Annotated in this window: 21 protein-coding genes; 13 read left to right on the top strand and 8 right to left on the bottom strand. The window is 63.9% G+C overall.

The window, feature by feature from the left end; genetic code table 11:
- Nucleotides 1-24 precede the first annotated feature (24 nt).
- Genes TS85_RS13300 through TS85_RS13285 form a run of 4 tightly spaced genes read right to left on the bottom strand, consistent with a single transcriptional unit; the run spans nucleotide 25 to nucleotide 2779 of the window.
- On the bottom strand, nucleotides 25-831 hold the full coding sequence (locus TS85_RS13300) for an amidohydrolase family protein (protein ID WP_044332789.1): 807 nt from the start codon (nucleotides 829-831) through the stop codon (nucleotides 25-27).
- A gap of 10 nt (nucleotides 832-841) precedes the next feature.
- Nucleotides 842-1045 (bottom strand): hypothetical protein, encoded by a 204-nt coding sequence (locus TS85_RS13295; protein ID WP_044332788.1) that lies wholly within the window; start codon nucleotides 1043-1045, stop codon nucleotides 842-844.
- A 15-nt stretch (nucleotides 1046-1060) separates the two neighbouring features.
- On the bottom strand, nucleotides 1061-1510 hold the full coding sequence (locus tag TS85_RS24190; protein ID WP_052507920.1) for a hypothetical protein: 450 nt from the start codon (nucleotides 1508-1510) through the stop codon (nucleotides 1061-1063).
- 33 nt (nucleotides 1511-1543) lie between these two features.
- Nucleotides 1544-2779 carry an acyl-CoA dehydrogenase family protein gene (locus tag TS85_RS13285; RefSeq protein WP_227698481.1) on the bottom strand — a complete coding sequence of 412 codons (1236 nt, stop codon included), beginning with the start codon at nucleotides 2777-2779 and terminating at the stop codon, nucleotides 1544-1546.
- Between the two features lie 155 nt (nucleotides 2780-2934).
- Between TS85_RS13285 and TS85_RS13280 the strand changes: the two genes are divergently transcribed.
- Nucleotides 2935-3927 carry a DODA-type extradiol aromatic ring-opening family dioxygenase gene (locus TS85_RS13280; RefSeq protein ID WP_044332785.1) on the top strand — a complete coding sequence of 331 codons (993 nt, stop codon included), beginning with the start codon at nucleotides 2935-2937 and terminating at the stop codon, nucleotides 3925-3927.
- A 12-nt stretch (nucleotides 3928-3939) separates the two neighbouring features.
- On the opposite strand, the gene TS85_RS13275 is transcribed toward TS85_RS13280, so the two are convergent.
- Nucleotides 3940-4233, bottom strand: coding sequence for a hypothetical protein (locus TS85_RS13275; RefSeq protein ID WP_044332783.1), 294 nt, complete (start codon nucleotides 4231-4233; stop codon nucleotides 3940-3942).
- An 88-nt stretch (nucleotides 4234-4321) separates the two neighbouring features.
- Between TS85_RS13275 and TS85_RS13270 the strand changes: the two genes are divergently transcribed.
- The 6 genes from TS85_RS13270 to TS85_RS13245 all read left to right on the top strand — a co-directional run bounded on the left by TS85_RS13270 (nucleotide 4322) and on the right by TS85_RS13245 (nucleotide 9592).
- The gene (locus TS85_RS13270; RefSeq protein WP_044332781.1) at nucleotides 4322-5587 is read left to right on the top strand and encodes a Rieske 2Fe-2S domain-containing protein; all 1266 of its coding nucleotides are present in this window, start codon (nucleotides 4322-4324) and stop codon (nucleotides 5585-5587) included.
- Nucleotides 5588-5589: 2 nt separating this feature from the next.
- The gene (locus tag TS85_RS13265) at nucleotides 5590-5877 is read left to right on the top strand and encodes a YciI family protein (RefSeq protein WP_044332779.1); all 288 of its coding nucleotides are present in this window, start codon (nucleotides 5590-5592) and stop codon (nucleotides 5875-5877) included.
- 20 nt (nucleotides 5878-5897) lie between these two features.
- Entirely contained in the window at nucleotides 5898-6404 is a 507-nt protein-coding gene (locus TS85_RS13260) for a flavin reductase family protein (RefSeq protein WP_044332777.1), read from the top strand.
- Nucleotides 6401-7051 (top strand): hypothetical protein, encoded by a 651-nt coding sequence (locus TS85_RS13255; protein WP_044332775.1) that lies wholly within the window; start codon nucleotides 6401-6403, stop codon nucleotides 7049-7051. The genes TS85_RS13260 and TS85_RS13255 overlap by 4 nt, the downstream gene beginning before the upstream one ends.
- A gap of 65 nt (nucleotides 7052-7116) precedes the next feature.
- Entirely contained in the window at nucleotides 7117-7905 is a 789-nt protein-coding gene (locus TS85_RS13250) for a carboxylesterase family protein (protein WP_162184721.1), read from the top strand.
- Nucleotides 7906-7927: 22 nt separating this feature from the next.
- The gene (locus TS85_RS13245) at nucleotides 7928-9592 is read left to right on the top strand and encodes a tannase/feruloyl esterase family alpha/beta hydrolase (protein ID WP_052507919.1); all 1665 of its coding nucleotides are present in this window, start codon (nucleotides 7928-7930) and stop codon (nucleotides 9590-9592) included.
- 3 nt (nucleotides 9593-9595) lie between these two features.
- On the opposite strand, the gene TS85_RS13240 is transcribed toward TS85_RS13245, so the two are convergent.
- On the bottom strand, nucleotides 9596-10726 hold the full coding sequence (locus TS85_RS13240; protein WP_044332771.1) for an alpha/beta hydrolase: 1131 nt from the start codon (nucleotides 10724-10726) through the stop codon (nucleotides 9596-9598).
- A 233-nt stretch (nucleotides 10727-10959) separates the two neighbouring features.
- Between TS85_RS13240 and TS85_RS13235 the strand changes: the two genes are divergently transcribed.
- The 6 genes from TS85_RS13235 to TS85_RS13215 all read left to right on the top strand — a co-directional run bounded on the left by TS85_RS13235 (nucleotide 10960) and on the right by TS85_RS13215 (nucleotide 17841).
- On the top strand, nucleotides 10960-12249 hold the full coding sequence (locus tag TS85_RS13235) for a sialidase family protein (RefSeq protein WP_044332768.1): 1290 nt from the start codon (nucleotides 10960-10962) through the stop codon (nucleotides 12247-12249).
- Between the two features lie 108 nt (nucleotides 12250-12357).
- Nucleotides 12358-12522 (top strand): SDR family NAD(P)-dependent oxidoreductase, encoded by a 165-nt coding sequence (locus TS85_RS25450; RefSeq protein WP_227698480.1) that lies wholly within the window; start codon nucleotides 12358-12360, stop codon nucleotides 12520-12522.
- A complete protein-coding gene (locus TS85_RS24185; RefSeq protein WP_052507918.1) occupies nucleotides 12522-13142 on the top strand; it encodes a hypothetical protein in 621 nt (206 codons plus the stop codon). Before TS85_RS25450 ends, TS85_RS24185 begins: the two co-directional genes overlap by 1 nt.
- Before the next feature lie 114 nt (nucleotides 13143-13256).
- On the top strand, nucleotides 13257-16130 hold the full coding sequence (locus tag TS85_RS13225) for a TonB-dependent receptor plug domain-containing protein (RefSeq protein ID WP_044332766.1): 2874 nt from the start codon (nucleotides 13257-13259) through the stop codon (nucleotides 16128-16130).
- Between the two features lie 9 nt (nucleotides 16131-16139).
- Nucleotides 16140-16658, top strand: coding sequence for a hypothetical protein (locus tag TS85_RS13220; protein ID WP_044332763.1), 519 nt, complete (start codon nucleotides 16140-16142; stop codon nucleotides 16656-16658).
- Nucleotides 16659-16779: 121 nt separating this feature from the next.
- Nucleotides 16780-17841 (top strand): alpha/beta hydrolase family protein, encoded by a 1062-nt coding sequence (locus TS85_RS13215; RefSeq protein WP_044336258.1) that lies wholly within the window; start codon nucleotides 16780-16782, stop codon nucleotides 17839-17841.
- On the opposite strand, the gene TS85_RS13210 is transcribed toward TS85_RS13215, so the two are convergent.
- The gene (locus TS85_RS13210; protein ID WP_044332761.1) at nucleotides 17838-19322 is read right to left on the bottom strand and encodes a carboxylesterase/lipase family protein; all 1485 of its coding nucleotides are present in this window, start codon (nucleotides 19320-19322) and stop codon (nucleotides 17838-17840) included. The two genes, TS85_RS13215 and TS85_RS13210, sit on opposite strands and share 4 nt — an antisense overlap.
- A gap of 4 nt (nucleotides 19323-19326) precedes the next feature.
- Nucleotides 19327-20730 (bottom strand): MFS transporter, encoded by a 1404-nt coding sequence (locus tag TS85_RS24180; protein ID WP_052507916.1) that lies wholly within the window; start codon nucleotides 20728-20730, stop codon nucleotides 19327-19329.
- Nucleotides 20731-20774 lie beyond the last annotated feature (44 nt).

Raw genomic sequence — 20774 nt, 5'->3', positions numbered from 1 at the left:
TGTATAGCAATATTCAAAATGGGTTCAAGGCCGATCTCCGAAGAAAATCCGCTGGGCATTGCCACGGAATATCGCGTCCGCCTCGGCCGGGGGCCGATCGGCGAACAATGCGCGCGTCCAGGCCAGTGCGTTTCCATAGCCCTCGCGCGAAGAAACCACGGGAAAGTCGCTCCCCCAGAGCAACCGTGCGGCACCGAAGGCGTCGAGTGCCTGAATCAGTCGCGCGCCCTCGGCATCATCGAGAATTGGGGGCGCCTCAGGCAGTCGCTGACTGATCGGGCGCGGGGCGAGCTGGCCCAGCGCGGCGATCTTCATGCTGACATTGGCGAGGCGGGCAAGCGCCAGAATGGCTTGCCAGCTGGCGTCGCTCCGATCGCAATCGGGCCGCACCCAGCCGCCAAGATGTTCGAGGATGAACGGCATGTGCGGAAATGCTGCGGCCAGCTCGGCAAAGCCCTCCGACAGAAACAGCGCCGTGGGTCCCGCGCAACTGATCGCGAGACCGGCGTCGGCAGCAGCGCGCCAGATCGCGAACGGATCTCCGGCGGGGCTGCGCGCATCGGGGCGCAGGCGCAGGCCCACCATGCCGCGGCCTGCCCATTTCCGTACCTGTTGCGGCGCATCCAGGGCTTGCGGATCGACGGCGCCGACACTGGCGAGCCGAGTCGGGAAGCGCTTGACGCACTCCTGCTGATAGTCGTTGTGGAACTGGCCGAGCAACTGGGTAAGGACGGCCTTTTCGACGCCGCCCCGGTCCATCTGGAACAGCAGGACCTCGACCGGTTCGTACCAGAGCGGCGAGGCGTGGCAGTGCGCGTCGATCGGGGGCATGGATTTCCTTCTAGAGGATCGAATCCTCTTCGGTCTCGGTGGCGGTGAAGACATGGGGGAGTTGGCGCTTCGCCGCGTGGTGCCGCAGCAGCAGTGCAAGGAGCACGCCGCCAATGCCGAAAATCGCGCCCATCATCTCGAAATTGGTCATCTCGAGCGGATTGAGGCTCATCAGATCGGCTTTGCCGTCCAGGGCGAAAGCGAAAGTGGGCATATTCTGCCTTTCTCGTCAGAGAGACCGTATGATCCGTGCCGGGTCGCGCCAGACCGGCTGCGGCGCCGAGCGGAATCTGAGCATCGGATAGAAATAGTTGGCATAGGCCGCGAGCAGGACCAGGTGCATCGCCAGATTGCGCGCGACCGACATCTGGATGTGCGGAAAAGGCGACCAGGGCACGTTGACCAGGAAGATGTTGAGCGTCACCGGCATCAGCACCACCAGCCCGAGCGGAACGAAGCGATTGAATACCAGGCAGGCGCCGCCGAATATCTCGATAAACTTGGCGATCGTGAAAAGGTTGAGCTCCATCGACGCGAGCACGAACGCATTGCCTGCGGTGTCGGCGATCTTCGGCTGGGGCCAGAACAGAATGAAGTAGTTGAGACCCGAAATTAAGTTGAATCCGCCCAGATAGAAGCGGCAGAAGATCACTCCATATTTCTCGATCGCGCGCCACATCACCTTTCCCCTATCCCGTAAGACTGACTCGCTTCACTTGCGCTTGGGAAGGGTGAAATCGCCAGCCTTTAGCCCCGCTGCGGCGCGTCCATAGCCGGTCATCGCGCGATCCCAGGTGAAGGCGAAATGCTGCGCGCCGGAATTCAAGTCGCGGAACATCTGCTGCATCGCCTGGCCGTCGTAGATCGCGGTCCCGCCTGACGCCTCGAAGATGCGGTTCGCGGCGTGGCGGGCGCGCTGGACCGCCCAGGCCCAGTCGCGCGATATCTGCGCGCTGAGCAGCGGAGTAATCTCGCGCGGATCGGTGGCGCGATCGATCATCTCGGCATCGGAAATCACCAGCGCGAGCGCCGCGTCGATCTCGGCCGAGGCTTCGGCGATGCGCGCGAGCGTCGCGGATTGCTCCGCGATGTCGAGCGGATCGGCGCCGGCCAGCTTGCCGCCCAGTTCCTGCGCGAAGCGCTGGACCATGCCCTTGGCCATGCCGAGCGGCGCACCGACGATCGAGAAAGGCGCGACGCTGGAGAAGGGCATCCGGTAGATCGCACCGTCATGGACGCGCGCGCCCGGGGTCGACCCACGGAGCATGTCGGCGAGCGAACAGCTGCGATACGCTGGAATGAAGGCGTCGTCGATCTTGATCGAGCGGCTCCCGGTCGCGCGCATGCCCATCGTGTGCCAATCGTCGAGCACCTGAATGTCCGATTTGGGCACCACGAAAAAGCGCGGCTCGACGCTGCCGTCGGCGCGCTTGACGGCGTTGCCGATGATCACCCAGGTCGCATAATCGATACCCGAGCAGAAGCGGCCGAGCCCCCCGCTTAGCCGATAGCCGTCCCCTTCTTCGACGACTTCGCCGGCCAGCCGGAACACCGTCGCGATCAACGTCGTCGGATCGCGCATCACGTCGCGCTGCGCTTCCTCGGGGAACAGGTTTATTAGCCAGCTATGCCCGGCGAGCACGCCATAGACCCAGGCAGCCGAGCCCGAAACCGCGCCAATCTCGGCAGTCACCCGGACGAGATCCGCGAAACCGCGCTCTGAACCGCCCAGATTGCGGGGCATCACCAGCCCGAACAACCCGCTCGCGCGCATCGATTCGACCACGGCGTCGGAAACGCGCCGGTCCTGCTCGAACTTGGCGTCGCTCGCGCCGATCTCGGGCAGCAGCGCACGCACTTTCGCCAATGCGTCGGCGCTCGTCTCCACGACCGGCCAGTCAGCCTGAACGTCGAGCGTGCCATCCATCGTATCGGCCTTGCTTGCCATCTCAAATCCCTTCTCGTGAGGCGACTCCCTGCCGGGTTTGACTAGCCCAAACAGGATTGGTATACAATTAAGGTAGCCGATAATGGGTGACGCATCAAGTGCCGCTGCGGTCGGCATGCGGCGTAAGCCTCAGGCAACAGGGAGTTTCACGCATCATGGCCGAGATCGTATTGGGTATCGGAACCAGCCACGGACCGATGCTGGTGACCAAAACCGAGACCTGGGGCGTGCGCGTTCCCGCCGACAAGGCCAATTGCCACGCGTGGAAGGGGGGAACCTGGTCGTTCGACGAACTGGTCGCCGCACGCGCGGGTGAAGGCCTCGCCGAACAGACGGTCAAGGCGGTGTGGGACGAGCGGCAGGCGCGGTGCCAGGCCAATATCGAGCGGCTGGCGGACTTGTTCGAGGAAGCCCGGATCGATGTCGCGGTGGTCGTCGGCAACGACCAGAACGAGATTTATCGCCCCGCGCTCAATCCCGCCTTCGCGGTCCATTATGGCGATACCATCACCAATTATGAATTCGGCCCCGAACGGCTCAAGGAATTACCTCCGGGGATCGAAGCCTCGCTCAAGGGGTACATCCCCGCCGGCGGCGCAGACTATCCGGGGTGCCCGGACCTCGCACTGGCTATCATCCGTCAGGCGATGACGGACGAATTCGATGTCGCCGCGCTCGCCCAGATGCCGCGCAGCGAGACTCCGCACGCCTGGGGCTTCGTCTATCGCCGCATCATGCGCGATCGACCGTGCCCCAGCGTGATGGTGACAATCAATACCTTCTATCCCCCCAACCAGCCCAGCGCGCGCCGCTGCTACAAGCTCGGCGGATCGCTGCTCGAAGCGATCCGGGGATGGGATAGCGACAAGCGCGTTGCGCTGATCGCCAGCGGTGGGCTGACCCATTTCGTGATCGACGAGAGCGTCGATCGCACTTTCCTCGATGCAATCCGAAATCGCGATTTCGAGCCCGCGCTGGCGCTGGGCGAGAAAACGTTCCGCGACGGCACGTCGGAAATGAAGAACTGGATGCCCGTGGCAAGCGCGATGGCTCAACGGGGGCTGGAGCCGCATGTCCTCGATTACGTGCCCTGTTATCGCAGCGAAGCCGGCACGGGCAATGCGATGGGCTTCGTCTATTGGCGTTGAGGAGGGGGCGTTTCAGACCAGCGCTTCGCGAAGCACCGCGGCCGCCTCTTGCGGCTTGCCGTCCATCCCGACCAGATCGTGCGCGCGGTGAACGATCTCGCGCATCTGCCGCAGCCTTGCCTCGTCGCGAAGTCCGTCGGGATCGCCCGAGCGAATCGCGATGTCGAGCAACCGCCAAAGCTCGTCCATTTCGCTTTCGCGATAGATGAACTGTTCGGGCGAACGCGAGCGCAGGAGCCGCTCCGACAGCAACTGGATCGTCAGATCGGAAAAATTCTCCACGGGCAGGACGTCGTCGAGATCCAAAACAGCTTCTCCGAGGGCACGATAGCTAGTGACTTTCGCGTCACGGCAGGATAATATAACTTATTGTCTAACAAACCCGGGTGCGTCAATGCTCTCTCACGATGATAACGAACTGCTTTGCCGCATCGGCCCCGACACCCCGATGGGCAATTTGATGCGGCGGTTCTGGATGCCGGCGCTGCTGACCCAGGAATTGGTCGCGGACGGGAAGCCGGTGCGCATCCGCCTGCTGGGCGAGGATCTGGTTGCCTTCATGGACAGCCAGGGCCGGATCGGGTTGCTCGACGAACATTGCCCGCATCGCGGCACGTCGCTCGCGCTGGGCGTCAACGGCGAGTGCGGGCTGCGTTGCCTGTTCCACGGCTGGAAGTTCGACGTGACCGGCCAGTGCCTCGATACCCCCGCCGAGCCGGAAAATTCGAAGCTGGCCAAGGCGATGAAGGTCAAGGCCTATCCCACGCGCGTCGCCGGCGGTATGGTATGGACCTATATGGGGCCTGCCGAACGCGAGCCCGAATTCCCGCATTTTCCCTGGTTCGATATGCCGGAGGGGAGCTGCGAGGCGTTCAAGGTCATCTACGAATGCAATTATTCGCAGGCGCTCGAAGGCGCGGTCGATTCCTCGCACGCAGGCATCTTGCACAAGGAAAGCGCCTGGGAGCATCCGGCGAAATGGCCGCACGAGAAGGACCTGCGCCCCAAGCTCGAGGTCGAGTTTACCCGCTATGGCATGCGCTACTGCGCAGTGCGCAACGCCGACGAGAACCTCAAGAACGGGCGCATGACCCAGGTCCCGATGCCCTTCTACACCTTCATCCCGCCCGATGGGCCCAAGGCGCCCGAATTCCGCCGCAACCGGCGCCTGGTCAACGCCTTCGTGCCGCGCGACGATTACAGCACGTGGCACATCCAGTTCTTTTACGATCCCGGTCAGACGATCGATCGCGCGCACCGCATGGCGGAGGCCAACACGCCCCATGACGAGAATTTCTTCAAGACCAACGGAATGAGCGTTTGGTACAATCAGGATCGCGACATGATGCGCACGGCCAACATGTCCGGCATTTCGGGCGTGGCCCTGCAGGACCATGCGGTGAGCGAGACGATGGGCCGGATGGTGGACCGCACCAAGGAGCATCTTGGCCGTTCGGACATGGCCGTCGTCGCCTTTCGCCGGATGATGCTCAAGACCGTGCGGCATATGATCGAGACCGGCGAAGTCCCCCAGGCCGATCAGGGCGCGTTCGACTGGACCCAGATCACCGCCGAGACCTTCTTCTTCGAGCCCGAGCGCAAATGGCAGGAACTCCAGCCGCTGGCGGAAAACCTCCAGCCCGTCGGCGCGGCCGCCTGAGCATGGTGCATTTCCTTGTCGAGTATCGCGACCTGGGCAACGCCGCCGCGCGCGACGCCTTGCGTGGCGAACATATCGCCTATCGCAAGCGCCTCGGCGCAGACATGGCGCTCGCCGGGCCGTTGCTCGACGCTGAAGAGCGACCGATCGGCAGCGTCGTGATCGTGCAGGCGGATGATGAGGCAGGCGCCGGCGAGATCGCCTCGGCCGATCCCTATGTCGCGGCCGGCGTGTTCGAACTCGTATCGGTCCGCCGTTATCGCATCGCCGCGATGCACAAGCCGGCCTAGCCCTCAATCGAAAGCCTCTTGTGAGCGTAATCGAACCCGCCGAACTCAGGAAAGCGCTGGGGCGCTTTGCCACCGGAGTCACCGTGATCACTACGGTCGACGCCGAGGGGCGCAAATATGGCGTAACCGCAAACAGCTATAATTCGGTGTCGCTCGATCCGCCGCTGATCCTCTGGTCGCTGGCGCGGACTGCGGGCTCGATGCGGGCATTTGCCGCGTGCGAAACCTTTGCCGTCCATATCCTGGGCGCGCATCAGGAGGATCTCGCCAAGCGCTTCGCCGTGCGTGGTGATGACAAATTTGCCGGAATCGTGACGCGGGAGGGCCTGGGCGGTGCGCCACTGTTCGACGATTGCCTCGCGCATCTCGAATGCCGGGTAGAGAACCGCTTCGAGGGTGGCGATCACGTGATCTTCCTCGGTCGCGTGATCTCTTTCGAGGCGTGCGATCACGATCCATTGCTATTCCACCTGGGCCGGTTCGCGCGGGTCGGCGCCGACGGCCCGGCGCGTCAGGAACCGGCATGACGTCCGCGAGCGGGACCCTGTTCGATCGATTGGTGCTTGCGGCCCGGATCGTGCTCGGCGTCTTTTATTTGCTCAGTGGGCTCAACTGGTTCTTCGGCTTCATTCCAATGCTGCCGCATGTCGGAATGCCCGCAGACCTGCGGATCAAGCACATGCTCGTCGTCGAGATGATCAACACCGGCTGGTTCTTCCAGGCGGCAAAGATCATGGAGATTGCCTTCGGCGTTTCGCTGCTGGCCAACCGGGCCGTTCCGCTGTTGCTGGCCGCGACGCTGCCGGTGGCGTTCATCACCTTCATGCTCGACGCACTGATTCTCGACGATATTGCTCGCTGGCTCGGGGGCACGCAGGACACGCCCGCACTGTTGGCGGCGGTTGCCGACATGATCGTCGGCGGGCTCTGCGTGCTTCTCCCGCATCTGTGGCTGATGCTCTGTTACCGCGATTACTACCGGCCGGCTTTCGCTTGGCGCGCCTCCCCGCAATGGGGCGGCCAGCCCGCCGAGCCGGGATTGCTGCCCGAGCATCCCCTCGCCCGGCCGGCCGGGTTCCGCCCCGGCCGCGCGCTGATCCTATTCGGTGGGTTCGCGGTGCTGCTGCAAATCTACAATCTGTATCTGTTCGTCAGCATGATCCGGCTCGGTTGAGCGTGGCGGAAACACCCTTGAGAGGATGACGCATGGTCGGCGGTGCCAGGTTGAGACATGCAGGCTTGTTCGCTTCGGCATTGCTGGCACTGGCCGGCTGCGCGACCACGCCGCACAGCCCGGCAACCGGCGATCGGTCGCTTAGCTACGCCATGCCGCAGGCGGGCGGAAAGCAGATCCCCTATCGTGTCTATCTACCCTCGGCCTGGAGCCCGCGTGCGAGGATGCCGCTGGTCGTAGTGCTGCACGGCTATGCGGCCACGGCGGACCAGCCGTTCGAAGAGGCTGCGGGCAAGCTCCAGCGCGAAGCGGAGCGGCATGGCTTCGTGGTCGTCTCGCCGAGCGGCTATAACGGCATGGCCGACTATGGCGCGAACCTGCCGCTGCCGTCCTCGCTCAGCCGGAGCGGCAAGCCGCTGGATACGACTCCCCAAGCCGAATCCGCGCTCGCCGAGGCCGACGTGCTGAACGTGATCGATCGCGCGACGCGCGACTATGCCATCGACTCGCGGCGCATCTATCTGATGGGCAATTCGATGGGGATGACGGGCGTTTTGCACCTTGCCCGTACCCAGCCGCAGCGCTGGTGCGCGGTATCGGCGAGCGGTGGGCCACCCTGGCCCGACTATCCGGTCGAAAGGCTGAAGCGGCTCTCCGGAATGCTGCTGGTGCATGGCGGCCGCGACACGCTCGCCAAGATCGCCGATAGCGAGGGTCTCGCCAATCGCGCCAAGGCGGCGGGCATCGATGCGCGGCTGCAAGTCATCCCGGAAGGGACCCATGGCGACGCCTGGACGCATTATCTGGCCGAGACCTTCCAATTCTTCGCCGATCGCGATTGCCGCAATCGCTAAGCGACAAGGGAGAAAGAACGACATGGTATCGAAGCCAACGCTGGTCGTTACGGCGCTCGCGATGCTCGCTGCGCTGTCCGCTGGACCGATTGCCAGCGTCGCGCAGCCGCAGGAAGCGAAGCTTCCCCCGGTCGCCTATGCCCCGCTTCCCGAGCGGGCCGCAATTCCCGCGGCAATGGCGTGCGCCGATCTGCCCGGGCAGGATCTGCTGTCGGTAGAGGGCGCGCCGTCGCGGATATCCTCTGCGGTGCTGGAGAAGAAGGGCACGGTCGAATATTGCCGCGTCAAGGGCATGATCGCGCCGCAGATCCAGTTCGAGCTCTATCTGCCAACGCAGACCTATACCGGTCGCTATCTGCAGGGCGGATGCGGCGGCGCGTGCGGCGTGATCTATGACAGCGTCTCGCCCCGCTGCAACAATGCCCAGGCGTTCGGCGGCGCGTTCGCGGTGAGTTTCAACAATTCGGGGCATGTCGGCCCCGAACCGATGGACACATTGTGGGCCGCCTATGCCCCTCAGCTGCGCGAGGATTTCGCCTATCGCGCCGCGCACGTGACGGCTGTCGTCTCCAAGCAGATCCTCGCGACCTATTATGGCCGCAAGCCCGATCATTCCTATTTCATCGGCTGCTCGAACGGCGGGCGCGAGGCGATGATGGAGGCGCAGCGCTACCCCGACGACTTCGACGGGATCGTCGCTGGCGCACCGGCGCTATGGATCACCGCCGGCGTCACCCGCATCATCCACGAATCGCAAGTCGCGCAGGACGCGGCAGGCAATCCCGTCCTCACCGACGAATCGACCGCCTTGCTCCACAAGGCAGTGATGAACGCGTGCGACGGGCTCGACGGCCTCGAGGACGGCCAGATCGACAATCCCCGCGTCTGCAACTTCGATCCCGCCAAACTGATATGCAAGCCGGGCACGACCCAGGGCTGCATCACCGCGCGACAGGCCGATGTTATGCGAAAGCTCTATCGCGGCGCAGTCGACGCGCAGGGGCGCTCGCTGTTCCTCGGTGGCGAGCCCTATGGCTCCGAATTGCTGTGGACCGGGCCCGGAAGTTTTCTGTCGCGCGGCTATGCGCTGGCGGCCAACCAGATCAAGTTCATGATCTATGGCGGCAATTCACACCAGAGTTTCGACTGGACAAACTGGAAGCCTGACGCCGCCGCAGTGAAAGACCTGCTCAAGGCCGGCGGCTACTACAATGCCAACAACCCCGACCTGTCGGCATTCAAGGCAAAGGGCGGCAAACTGCTGATGTGGCAGGGCGAGGCCGACAATGCCGGCGGCTCTTACCTGCTCCCCGATTATTATCAGCGCGTCCGCGATACGATGGGCGGATTCGCGGGCACCGATCCGTTCCTGCGCGTCTACATGCTTCCCGGTGTTTACCATTGCTCGGGTGGCACCGTCGCCTATCAGCACGACCTGCTCGGCCAGATGATCAACTGGGTCGAGCGCGGCACCGCCCCAGATGCGATCGTCGGCACGGCAATCCTGGACGACGGCACGATCCGCAACCGCCCGGTCTACCCCTATCCCGTCCAGGCCCGCTACAAGGGCAAGGGCGACATCAACGCGGCGGACAGTTTCCGCCCGGTCCGGCCGAAAGAGGCGCCGAACGATCGCTACGACTGGGTCGGTGCAACGATCGTCGGCGGCGAACCGCCGACGTCGTGACCGCTACCTGGCGGCGCCCAGGTTTGCGTCGAAGAAGTTGACGATCACCTTGAACGCGTCGCGCGATTCGGGGACGTCGGGGTTCATGAAGAAGCCGTGGAATAGCCCGTCCCAGACATGAAGATCCGATTTCGCGCCGGCCTTCACCAGCTGCCCGTGCGAATAGACCGCCGAGCTCAGCTCGAATGCGCGCGTGCCGGTGATGAACAGGGTCGGTGGGAACTTCGCCAGCAGCGCAGGCGAGTTGGCCGGCGCCGCCAGAGGGTTGGTGATGTCGACTCCTGCGAAATAGGGAAGCGGCGGCAGGCCCTTGCCCAAGGGCGGGGGCGGTTCGGCGGGAAGGTTGGCCTCGCCGATCGGCGCGACGACGAAATCGGCGTCGCCGCCGAACCCCGCACCGTCGGACAGCGTCAGCCCCGCGCAAAAAATGCCTGCCCCGCCGGGCATTGGGAGCTTTTCCTTGTCAAACCAGGCAAGCGCCATCCCCACGAGCATCCCGCCCGCCGAACAGCCATAAATGCCGACATTCTCGGGCTTGTAGGTCTTGAGCAGCTCGCGATAGACCGCCGCGACATCTTCGCTTGCCGCCGGGAAGCGATGCTGCGGCGACTGCCGATAATCAATCGTGATCACCTTATAGCCGCCCAGCGCGGCGATCGGCATCGACTCCATCTCGCCGCAGGCGGGATAGCACATCATGAAGCCGCCGCCGTGCAGGTTGATCAGGATCTTGTCCCGCTTGCCGGACGCGATGCCGCCCTTGGGCGTGAAGGAAAGGCCCTTGACGCCTGCGATGACGATATCGGCGCGATCCAGCGCAAACTGTGCCCTGGCCGACTCCAGATAGGGTTTGAGGAAGAACGGGACACCGTCGTCGGGCAGCATCTTGGACCGGGGATCCTGCATGTTCTGGAGATGCCGGGTCAGATAGGCCTTGCCCTGCGGCGTCAGGAAGCGAGAGACCGGGACCGAGATCGGGGGCACGCGCACCGTGCCATCGTCCTCGATCACAACGGCCGGTGCCGGCGGATCGCTCGCCGCCTGCGCGAAGGCCGTGGTGGAAACCATCGTGAGTGCTGCGGCAAATGCTGCCCCCGCGAGCGTGGTGCGGCCGTCCCGGCGGTTTGACGTCATCGTTTTGATCCTCTCGCTGTCCCTCCTCGCAGCGCGAGAATGGCGTTGCCTCATGTATATGTTTAGGCAATTGTAAATACAATCGATTGCTGCGAAGCGTCTCCGCCTATGATGGGAGAGGGATGATGCGGAAGGCCGGACTAGGACAAGCCCTGACAATCGGAGTTGCCACGCTCGCGCTGCCTTCCTGCGTGTCGCGCCCGGCGGAACGGGCGTTGCCGCTCACCAACATTATGCTGAGTGGCGAGGATCCGGCCTTCTCCGCGGCGGTGCCCGAAATCGCAGTCGACATTCGCAACCCGAACCGCGTGGCGATCGTCTGGCGTCACATCTCTATGGCCGATGCGAACCAGGACACGCAGCGTTCGCTGATATGCCATCTCTCGCTGTCGATCGACGGCGGTCGGAGTTTCACCCACCAGCAACTCGACTGGAGTTCGCCCGAAACCCCGGTCTGCAATTCGCCTTATGTCGATATCGGCCCCAAAGGCGAACTGATGATCGGCGCGACGCTGGCAGGCGTCCTGCCGCAGGGCGCCCCCGAGGGCAGCCATCCCTATGGCAAGGTCGGGATGCGAATCTCGCTCGACTGGGGCAGGAACTGGAAACCGACGCAGGGACTGATCGCGAGCGACCATGGCGAGCGCTTCGTCCTCGACCCTGCGATCCCGGTCGAGGCGACCAAGGTGCCATGGGACGGCGGGCGCGGCGTGATCGATTCGCGTACCGGCGCTATCACCGTCTCGGGTGGCTTTCCCGCACCCCCGGGCGAGAAGTCGCACTCGCAGCGCTTCTTTACCGTATCTTCGGACGGCGGCACCAGCTGGGGGCCGATCCGCGCATGGGGCGGCGCAGGCTGGCCTCAGCGCTGGGACGGCACGATGGTCTCCGCCCACGGTAAACTCGCGGTGAGCTATCTGGCCGATGCCGTGCCCGTCGCCGCGGCCAGATGCCTTTGCATTGTCTTCGCGACGAGCGATGACGGCGGCGAGACTTTCACGCGCCACCTCGTTGCCGAAGCCGACGGCTTTGATCGGCTCGTCCATTATCCCCCGATCGCGGCGCACCCGTTGAGGGACGGCACCTATGCGCTGGCGAACGTCACGAAAGAGAGCGGAACCCCGATCGTGCGGCTCTCCGCCGACGGCGGCGCGCACTGGCGCCTGGCCACCATGCCCGCCGCACCGCCAGGCGTGGTGCGTGCCTCGCGCCCGGCCATTGCCTACGCCGAGGACGGCACGCTGGTGCTGCTATGGCGCGGCTATCGGGCCGACAGGAGCTACCACGTCTTCATGGCCGCTGCCCGTGAGGACGGCAGGTTCGGCGCGGCGGTGCAGGTATCGACTCAGGCTTCGCTCGAGCCCGAAATCTACCTCAAAGACTATTCGGTCCGCGGCGATTTCATCAGTGCGGTTGGCGCAGGGGGCGGGACCGCGCATGGCGCATGGACCGACTGGCGATCCGGCAAAGTCGGCCAGATCTCCTATGTCCGGATGCCGCTCGATCGGCTTTTGCCGCAGTAGCCGGTATCGTTAGCCAATCTAGTATATCATTCCTTGACTCGCATGGTCGGGCTCAGCAGATTGGCTTAGCCAGGCGGCGGTTGACGTGCCTCCGGTCGGGGAGGATCGATGGCAAGACTTGCGGGCAAGATCGCACTGATCACCGGTACCGCCGGGGGGCAGGGCCGCGCCGCAGCGCGCGCCTTCGCGCGCGAAGGCGCGAAGATCGTCGGATGCGATCTCAACAATCCGCCTGCGCCAATGACTGTACCGAAGGTCAAGGGGAGAAGGTGATGGGTGCCACTGTGAAAACCGTCATTGGCGGAGCGATCATCGCGGCCGGTCTGACCTTCAACCTTTTGAGCTTCGACTCATTTCTCTTCTTCGGCTTGCCGATGATCGCGGGCGTGGCGGCAGCATTCTGGAACACTCGACGTCACCCCGGATACTCCACCGCCGAGCAGACCGCCGACCTGCTGCGCGTCTATATGGGCGGACACCTGTTATGGTCGTGCCTTCGTTACTGGATGTCGGACCTGCAGCCCGCCATCAATCATCCTGTCGGTGGTCCGTTCGTCGAGTCGCTGGTCGCAATGCACGCTTTCCCGGCGATCAAGACGATCGAGGGCTTTGTCGGCGTTCTGCTACTCGTAAATCGTTTCGTGCCACTGGCACTTGTGGTCGAAATTCCGACCGCCGTGACGATCTTCTATCTCAATACCTTCGTCACCGCGCGGCTGAGCGGCATCCTGACCGGTCCCCCGGAACTGGGCGTCAACGTCGCCCTTATGCTTCTGTATTTTGAGCACTATCGCCCGATGCTGGCGGGGCAGGCGCGGGTTGCTCCCCACCATCTGATCAGGCTGAATCGTCGCGCGAACGGCATTTCGAGTGCGCCCCAAGGTCCCAATTGACGACGGTATCTTAAATAATATACAAAATCATATTGCAATCTGGCATCATCGTCTCGGTGATCAAGCTTCAGATGCAGCCTGGCGAAAGACTGGGGACTGGGAGGGAGAATGATAATGAAAGCGAAACATTCGATCGGCACGCGCGCATCGAAGATGGTATCTGCATCTTTGCTCGTTATGTGCATGCTGCACGGCGGTGCCGCGCACGCACAGGACAGCGGCGCGAGCGGGCCGCAGGCAGATCAATCCACGGACATGAGCCAGGAAGAGGCGATCATCGTGACCGGCACCCGGATCGAGGGTGTCGCGCCGGTCGGCTCGGCGGTCATTCCCATCACCCGCGATGACATCCAGCGGCTGGGTGTCAGCACCACCAACGATGCGCTGCGCAAACTGCCGCAGGTCGTGAATTTCGGCGGCTCGAACGATCAGGCTGGCGGCTCGCAGATCCAGAACACGTCGCTCAACTCCTTTTTCGCGAAGTCGGTCAATCTACGCGGTCTGGGTACCGCAGCGACGCTGAGCCTCGTCAACAACCACCGGGTCGCCCCCCAGGGTGCCAATGGTCAACTGTTCGATGCTGACAATATTCCCGGCATCGCGCTCGAGCGCATCGAAGTCGTCGCCGACGGCGGCTCAGCGATCTATGGTTCGGATGCCGTTGGCGGCGTGGTCAACTATATCCTGCGGCGCCCGGCCAATATCCTGGAGGTGCAGGCGCGCGTCGGCATTGCCGATTCGGTGGAGGAGTATATCGGTTCGGCGGCCCTCGGACGTTCGTGGGGGAGCGGCGGCTTTTTCGTGGCCTATGAATATCAAAAGCGCACCGCGCTTGAGGCAGGGGACCGCCCCGATTTGTATAATAGCGACCTGTCGCCCTTTGGCGGCGGTCTTAATCCGACCTTCTCCAATCCGGGCAACGTCCAGCTTAGCAGCGGCGGGACCGCCTATGGAATCCCGGCCGGTCAGAATGGCGTGGGCGTCACGCTCGGCGATCTGACGACGGGGGTGAACCGGCAGAGCCAGTGGCTCGGCAGCGATGCCGCGCCGAGCGGCGAGCGGCATTCGGTAACGGCTACATTCCGCCAGGCTTTGGGCGACAGCATCACCTTCAACCTTGACGGCTTTTACTCGAAACGCTCCTACGTCTTCCGCGATCAGGCGCAGAATGCCACGCTGTCGGTTCCCAGCAACAACCCGTTCAGTCCGTGCAATCCTGCCGCCGTGGACGATAGCGCGACGCTCGATTGCCCGACGAACGGGACGGTGACGGTAACCTACAATTTCCTCAACGATCTGGGGCCGACGATCAACACCGGATCGGAAGCGTTATGGTCGCTGGCGGGAGGGTTTGACGCGGATCTCGGCAGTTCGTGGAATGCCAATGTCACGGGCTATTACAGCAAGAATTATGGCGAAAGCCGCGTTACCAACCAGATCAACACCAACGGCCTCAACCGGGTGCTCGGCACCACCGTGGCAGGCGTCGCCAAGCCGACCGACGTCGCCTTCTTCAATCCCTTCTGTGACGGGAACAGCCACGACTGCAATTCCGAGGCTACGCTCGCGCAGTTCCGCGCCACCACGCAAACCATTTCGAAATTCGAACTTTATGGTGGGACCGCCAACATCGGCGGAAGCCTCTTCTCGCTCGGAGGCGGCGACGTCCGCGCCGCGGTGGGCGGCGAATACCATCATGACTATCTGTTCGGAAACGGACAATATTCGAACACGCGTACGGCCAATGTGGGCGTCTTTTCGGGTATCCCCGTCGGCAGCAGCCGTGAAGTAAAGTCGGCCTATGCCGAGCTGTTCGTGCCGCTGTTCGGCGCGTCGAACGCAGTGGCCGGGCTCCACCAGCTCGAGTTCAGCGCAGCGGTGCGCTACGACCATTATAGCGACGTTGGCGATACCACCAATCCCAAGTTCGGCGTCAATTACTCGCCGGTTCCGGGGCTGCGTTTCCGGGGCAGCTATGGTACCTCGTTCCGGGCACCGACCCTTGTCGATGCCAATAAATATGCGACCGCAGGCTTCCTGCCGCGGGTGAACAGCGGCTCAGCGGTCGGGCTGAGCCCGGCCAACGGCACGTTCACCTATGTCTATCCGATCGGCGGCAATCCCGACCTGAAGCCCGAAAAGGCGACCACCTGGTCGCTCGGCATCGAGACCGATTCGAAGCTGGTCCCCGGTCTCAATTTCTCGCTTACCTATTACAACATCCTCTACGAGGATAAGGTGGACGTCGCGGCGTATAACGCGCCGATCGGCGCCGTGCTCAATTCGGGCTTTTACGACGATTTCATCGTCTTCAACCCGGTCTACTTCCCGACGAAATCGACAATGACACTCGCCCAGTACGTTGCGTATTGGAACACCTTGACGGCGGATCCGCAGCTGCCGGTGCTGGGCGTCGTCGATCCCACCACCGTGATCGCGATCGTCGATGCGCGTCGAAACAATAGCGGCGTTGTGCGGACCGACGGCCTTGACCTTTCGATCAACTATCTCGCGGAAACCGGCTGGGCGAACTATCGGTTCGGGGCGATGGGGAACTATGTGTTCAGCTACAACACGTCCCCGGTTCCGGCTGCGCCTTCGCGCAACCAGGTGAACAACTTCGGCTTTCCCGCGCGCTTCTCTGGCAGGATCGAACTGGGGATCGACAAGGGCGGCTTCTCGGCCACTGCGTTCATCAACTATGTCAACAAGCGCACCATAACCCGAGACTATCTGCCCGCGGCGGTGCCCGACAAATATATGAACATCGCCGCGAACACCACGGTCGACCTTACGCTGAGCTATCGCTTTGAAGGTGAAAGCGGCTGGCTCACCAAGGGGTTGGGGATTTCGCTCAGTGCTTTGAACCTGTTCGACAAGGATCCCCCCCTGGTGGTGAACGCCGGCGACCGACCGATCCGCTTCGACTCGTCCTATTCGAGTTCGCTGGGACGGTTCGTGTCGCTGCAGCTATCGAAAAAGTTCTGATCGACTGACATGCCCCCTCCGGAAAACGGGAAGACCGGTGAGCGCCTACGGGCGTTCACCGGGTTCGCTTACGGGTGCCAGTTCCTCTACGGCGGCTGGTTCCTGTTCCACGGCCTGAACTATTGGTTTGAGTTCTATCCCGATCGTTCGATTCAGCCGGGGCCGGGCCTGGTGCCCGCCATCGCCGCAGCCGGGCTGATGGCTGTCGTCAAGGCGCTTGAGGTTGGGATCGGCGTCGCGCTGCTCGCCAATCGCTTTGCCGCGCTGGCTGTGGTCGCGGCATGGCCGATCACGCTGATGATCGCCTTCGTCACTGCATCACATGGGAAGCCTTTCGGCGTCGGCGTGGCGGTGATCATCATTGCGCTCAATGCAATCATGTCGCTCGGCTATTTGGAGCGGTATCGTCCGATGCTTGCCGTGCATGCCAACGCAAGGCTGCCCGTGCCGAGCCATGCTCTGGCGGCGATCGCCGGGTTCGCCGCGGCGATTGCGATCACCTATCTCAGCTTGGCATTGCGGCGCTGATTGCGCCTTTTTGGAGTAACCAATGGCCCCCCGTGCATCATTCCGCCTCGCCGGGATCGCCGCTGCACTGTGTGCGGCTGGCTTGCCTGCAGCCTTCGCGCAAGAGGCCAAGCCCCCGCTCGTGATCGCGCGCCAGGGCAATTTCTACGCCGGGGGCCGGGAGGTCCCGCTACCGACCGGGATGGTGGTCGCCGATGCCATGTATGTCGAATATCAGATCCCGGCGAAGCAGACGCATCCCTATCCGCTGATCTTCTTCCACGGCGGCGCATCCACCGGCGCGAGCTTCTGGAGCACGCCCGATGGCCGCGAGGGATGGGCGACTCTGTTCCTGCGCATGGGCTATGCAGTCTATGTCGTCGACCGGCCGACACTGGGCCGTTCGCCGCATTACGAACCGGTCGACGGACCCAAGCTGATGCCCCCAAGCCGGTTGCCGGACCGGGGCCCCATCGCGGCGCCACCCAAGCCCAAGCCCGCCACGCGCTTTCCCGGGGTCAACCGCGCGGGCGATCCTGCTTATGAACAGAATGCGCGGGGCCGGCATTCGACGATCGAAGTGCCGTTCGGTGCACCGCGCGATCCGGTCGCGCTAAGCACCTATGTCGACACAATAGACCGCGAGGCCGGCGCCGCCCTGCTCGACCGCATCGGCCCCGCGATTCTGGTGACCCATTCGCGCGCGGGGACGACCGGCTGGCAGATTGCCGATGCGCGCCCGGGCTTGGTCAAGGCGATCGTTGCGGCAGAGCCGAATGGCCCGCCCTTCTACAACACGCCCCCGCTCGGCGCGCCTGGAGACCCGGTCGCGCGGCCCTTCGGCCTGACCTATGCTCCGCTCCGGTTCACGCCCCCCGTGGAGAAGACGGAGGATTTCGGTGCGCTCCGCAGCGTGCCTTCCGGCCGCGCCGACCGATCCGATTGCTGGTTGCCCGCCGGCCCGCGGCGCACGCTGGTCAACATCGCGAAGATCCCGGTGATAGTGCTGACCGGAGGCGCTTCCTATCACGCCGCCTACGACCATTGCACCGCCGCGTTCCTCAAATGGGCCGGCGTTCCGGCAGACGAGGTGTTGCTCGACGACCGCGGCATCAGCGGCAATACCCATGGCTTTCCAACCGAGACCAACAACGACGCGATCGCCGAACTGATCGCCGGCTGGCTGGCCGATCGCGGACTTTAGCGCCGGGCCTCGAAATAGGCGTCGAGAAAGGCCTGGGCCTCGGCGCGAGGGGTGGGGATCACCCCGGGCCGGGGTGCGAGCCGCATCAGACGTGGCGCGGCCGGATCGTAGTTCGGCCATTGCGGCAGCCCTGCGCCATTGGGGTCGCCGTCGCGCGCGAAGCTCACCCAATAATCGGTCATCAGGTTCGAGAGCGTCCGATCCTCATCGGCCCATGGCTGCTGCTCGGCATTCAGCGTGCCGAACACGTAGACGATCTCGTTGCCGTGGAACGCGCCGTCGGCCTTGCGACCGGGCCAGGGTTGATCGAACCAGTAGAGCCATGATTTCTGCTTGCCCGTCCGTGCCTGCAACTGCGCCCAGACGCGCATCTGCCATTGGACGGCGTCGGTCGAGGACTGGCGGAGCGGATCGCTCAGCCCGCCGTAAAGCCTGTCATAGGTCGCCGCATTCGTATCGTCGCGCTTTACCCAGGGCACTTTGATCGTGCCGCCCTCGTCGGAATTGGAGCCGACCAGCGTAGGAACGTCGTTCTGCTTTCCCTGCGCGAAGACATGATAGACCAGGTCGGGCAGGACATAGCCGTCGAGCTCGGTGGGCCAGAAGAAAGTGAATTGCGAATAGATCTGCTCTGGCGACAGCGCGCGGAGCGCGGCCAGCGAAGGCGCGCCCAGTTTCTCACCAAATGCTTTCCCATACGCTTCGGCCTGGCGCATGTCCTTGCGACCTACCAGCCCCCCGTCGGGATCGAATTGCGACGTGCTCTCGCCGATGACCTTATGGAACAGGCCGCGTGCGAGCGGCGACGCCTGGAGGATGTTAACCGCGCCTGCACCGGCGCTTTCGCCGAAAATCGTCACATTGCCCGGATTGCCGCCGAAGGCCGCAATATTGGCCTGGACCCATTTCAGCGCCGCGATCTGATCGAGGATGCCATAATTGCCCGATGCCCCGTACGACGCCTCTTCGGTCAGTTCCGGATGGGCAAGGAAGCCGAGCGGGCCGAGGCGATAGTTGATCGTGACGAGGACGACCCCGCGGCGCGCGAAATTGCTGCCTTCGAATTGCGGTTCGCTGTTCGCACCGGCCAGATAGCCGCCGCCATGGATCCAGACCATCACCGGGAGCGGTTCCTTGGCCTCCGCCGGCGCCCAGACGTTGAGCGTCAGGCAGTCCTCGCTCATTGGCATGGCGGGCCTATCGGGCGGCGATGCCTGGAAACATGCGGGCCCGAACGCAGTGGCACTGCGCTCGCGCTGCCACCTGGGCGCTGCGATCGGCGCCTTCCAGCGCAGATCGCCAACCGGAGCGGTCGCGAACGGAATACCGTAGAAGCGCTTGACCCCGTCCGCCGCGGTGCCGCGGATCTTGCCCTGTTCAGTCTGTACCGTCGGCTGGGATTGCGCGAGCGCAGGGGACGCGAGCAGGGCAAGCGCGATCAGCGATGCGCCCGCCGTGCGGAGGTGGTGGGTAAGGGTCATGGCTTCAGCTCCCGGTGGCGGCATGCGACGGAACAGCGGATGTATGCGCCAGGGTTTTGCGGCGTTCTCCGGCGCGGGCCGCGACACCCGACAGGCCACACAGCGCCAGCAACACCGCGACCACGCCGAAAAAGGCCAGCGGCCCGCCCAGATCGAGCGAGATCACGCCGGTGAACGAACTCAGCACTGCGCCGAGCCGGCCGGTAGCCGAAGCTATACCAACGCCGGTAGCGCGCGCTTCGGTCGGGTAGATGTTGGCGGCCAGCGTGTAGAGCGTGTTGTGCAGCCCGGCGATGCAGAAGCCGAGTATTAGCATCATCGGCAGGATGACGAGTACCGCGACAATGTCGAGACTCAGCAATCCGGCGAGGATTGCTGCGATCACGGCAGCGCCGCCGGCAAGTGCCATATGCGTGGTGCTGAATCCCTTGCGATCCAGCACGATGCCGCTCAGCAAGGCGCCGATGACGCCGCCGCCGTGGAACGCCGTGATCCCAAGGCTGGTCATGGTCAGGTCGAACCCCAGCATATGGAGCATCGTCGGGACCCAGCTGAAGATCGTGTAGGACGCCATGAGGCAGGTGAAGAATCCGCCCCACAACAGCAGCGTGCGGTGCCGAAGGTCGGCCGACAGCAAAAGCCCAAGCGGCGCCATCATCCCCTTCGCCGCCCGCGGCGCCGTGAAATGCTGGCTCGGTTCGAGCCGGATCCGGCATTTCTCCAGCAGCCGCGCCAGTTCGTCATGCTTGCCGGCGCGCTGCAGGAAGCTTGGCGATTCAGGGAGTACGAACAGGAATAGCGCGGCCAGCGCGATCGGAAGCGATCCCGCAACCAGGAACATCGCCCGCCAGCCGAGCGCCTCCAAGACCGAAGCCCCAAGTCCCCCGGCGATGATGCCGCCGATCGGGATGAAGACCATGCCGATCGCGATGGCGCGACCGCGCCGCCGGCTGGGCGTAAATTCGGAGATCAGCGCCGCGCCATTGGGAATGGCTGCGCCGATGCCGATGCCGTCGATGAAGCGGACGGCCATCAACTGGGTGGGGTCCTGCACCAGCGCGCACGCTGCGGTCATCAGCCCGAAGAGGAGCACTGCGCCGATCAGCGCCCAGCGCCGTCCGATCCGATCCCCCAGCAGACCGCCCAGGATCGAGCCGAAGGCGACACCGGCAAGGTTCGCCGCCGCCACCGGCGCGAAGGTCGCGCGCGACGTGCTCCAGTCCGCGATCAAAGCAGGAAGCGCGATGCCAAGCGACTGGTTGGCGAGCCCGTCGACCGCGAAAACCAGCGCGAAACATGCCAGCATCGCTTTCTGGAAGCCGCTCCATGGCGATAGGTCGATCAGGTCGGTCAGGTCGCGCGAAGCCGGCGCGGCGCCTTGGCTCATGCCCGTGTCGGAACTCTGCATCGTCTCCCTTCCGCTGGATCATTTCCCGATCGTTCGCCGGGATA

It is taken from the genome of Sphingomonas hengshuiensis (genome assembly GCF_000935025.1).
Taxonomy (GTDB): Bacteria; Pseudomonadota; Alphaproteobacteria; order Sphingomonadales; family Sphingomonadaceae; genus Sphingomonas; species Sphingomonas hengshuiensis.
Note: the sequence above shows the minus strand (reverse complement) of the source record. Positions and strands in the feature narration are given on the sequence as shown.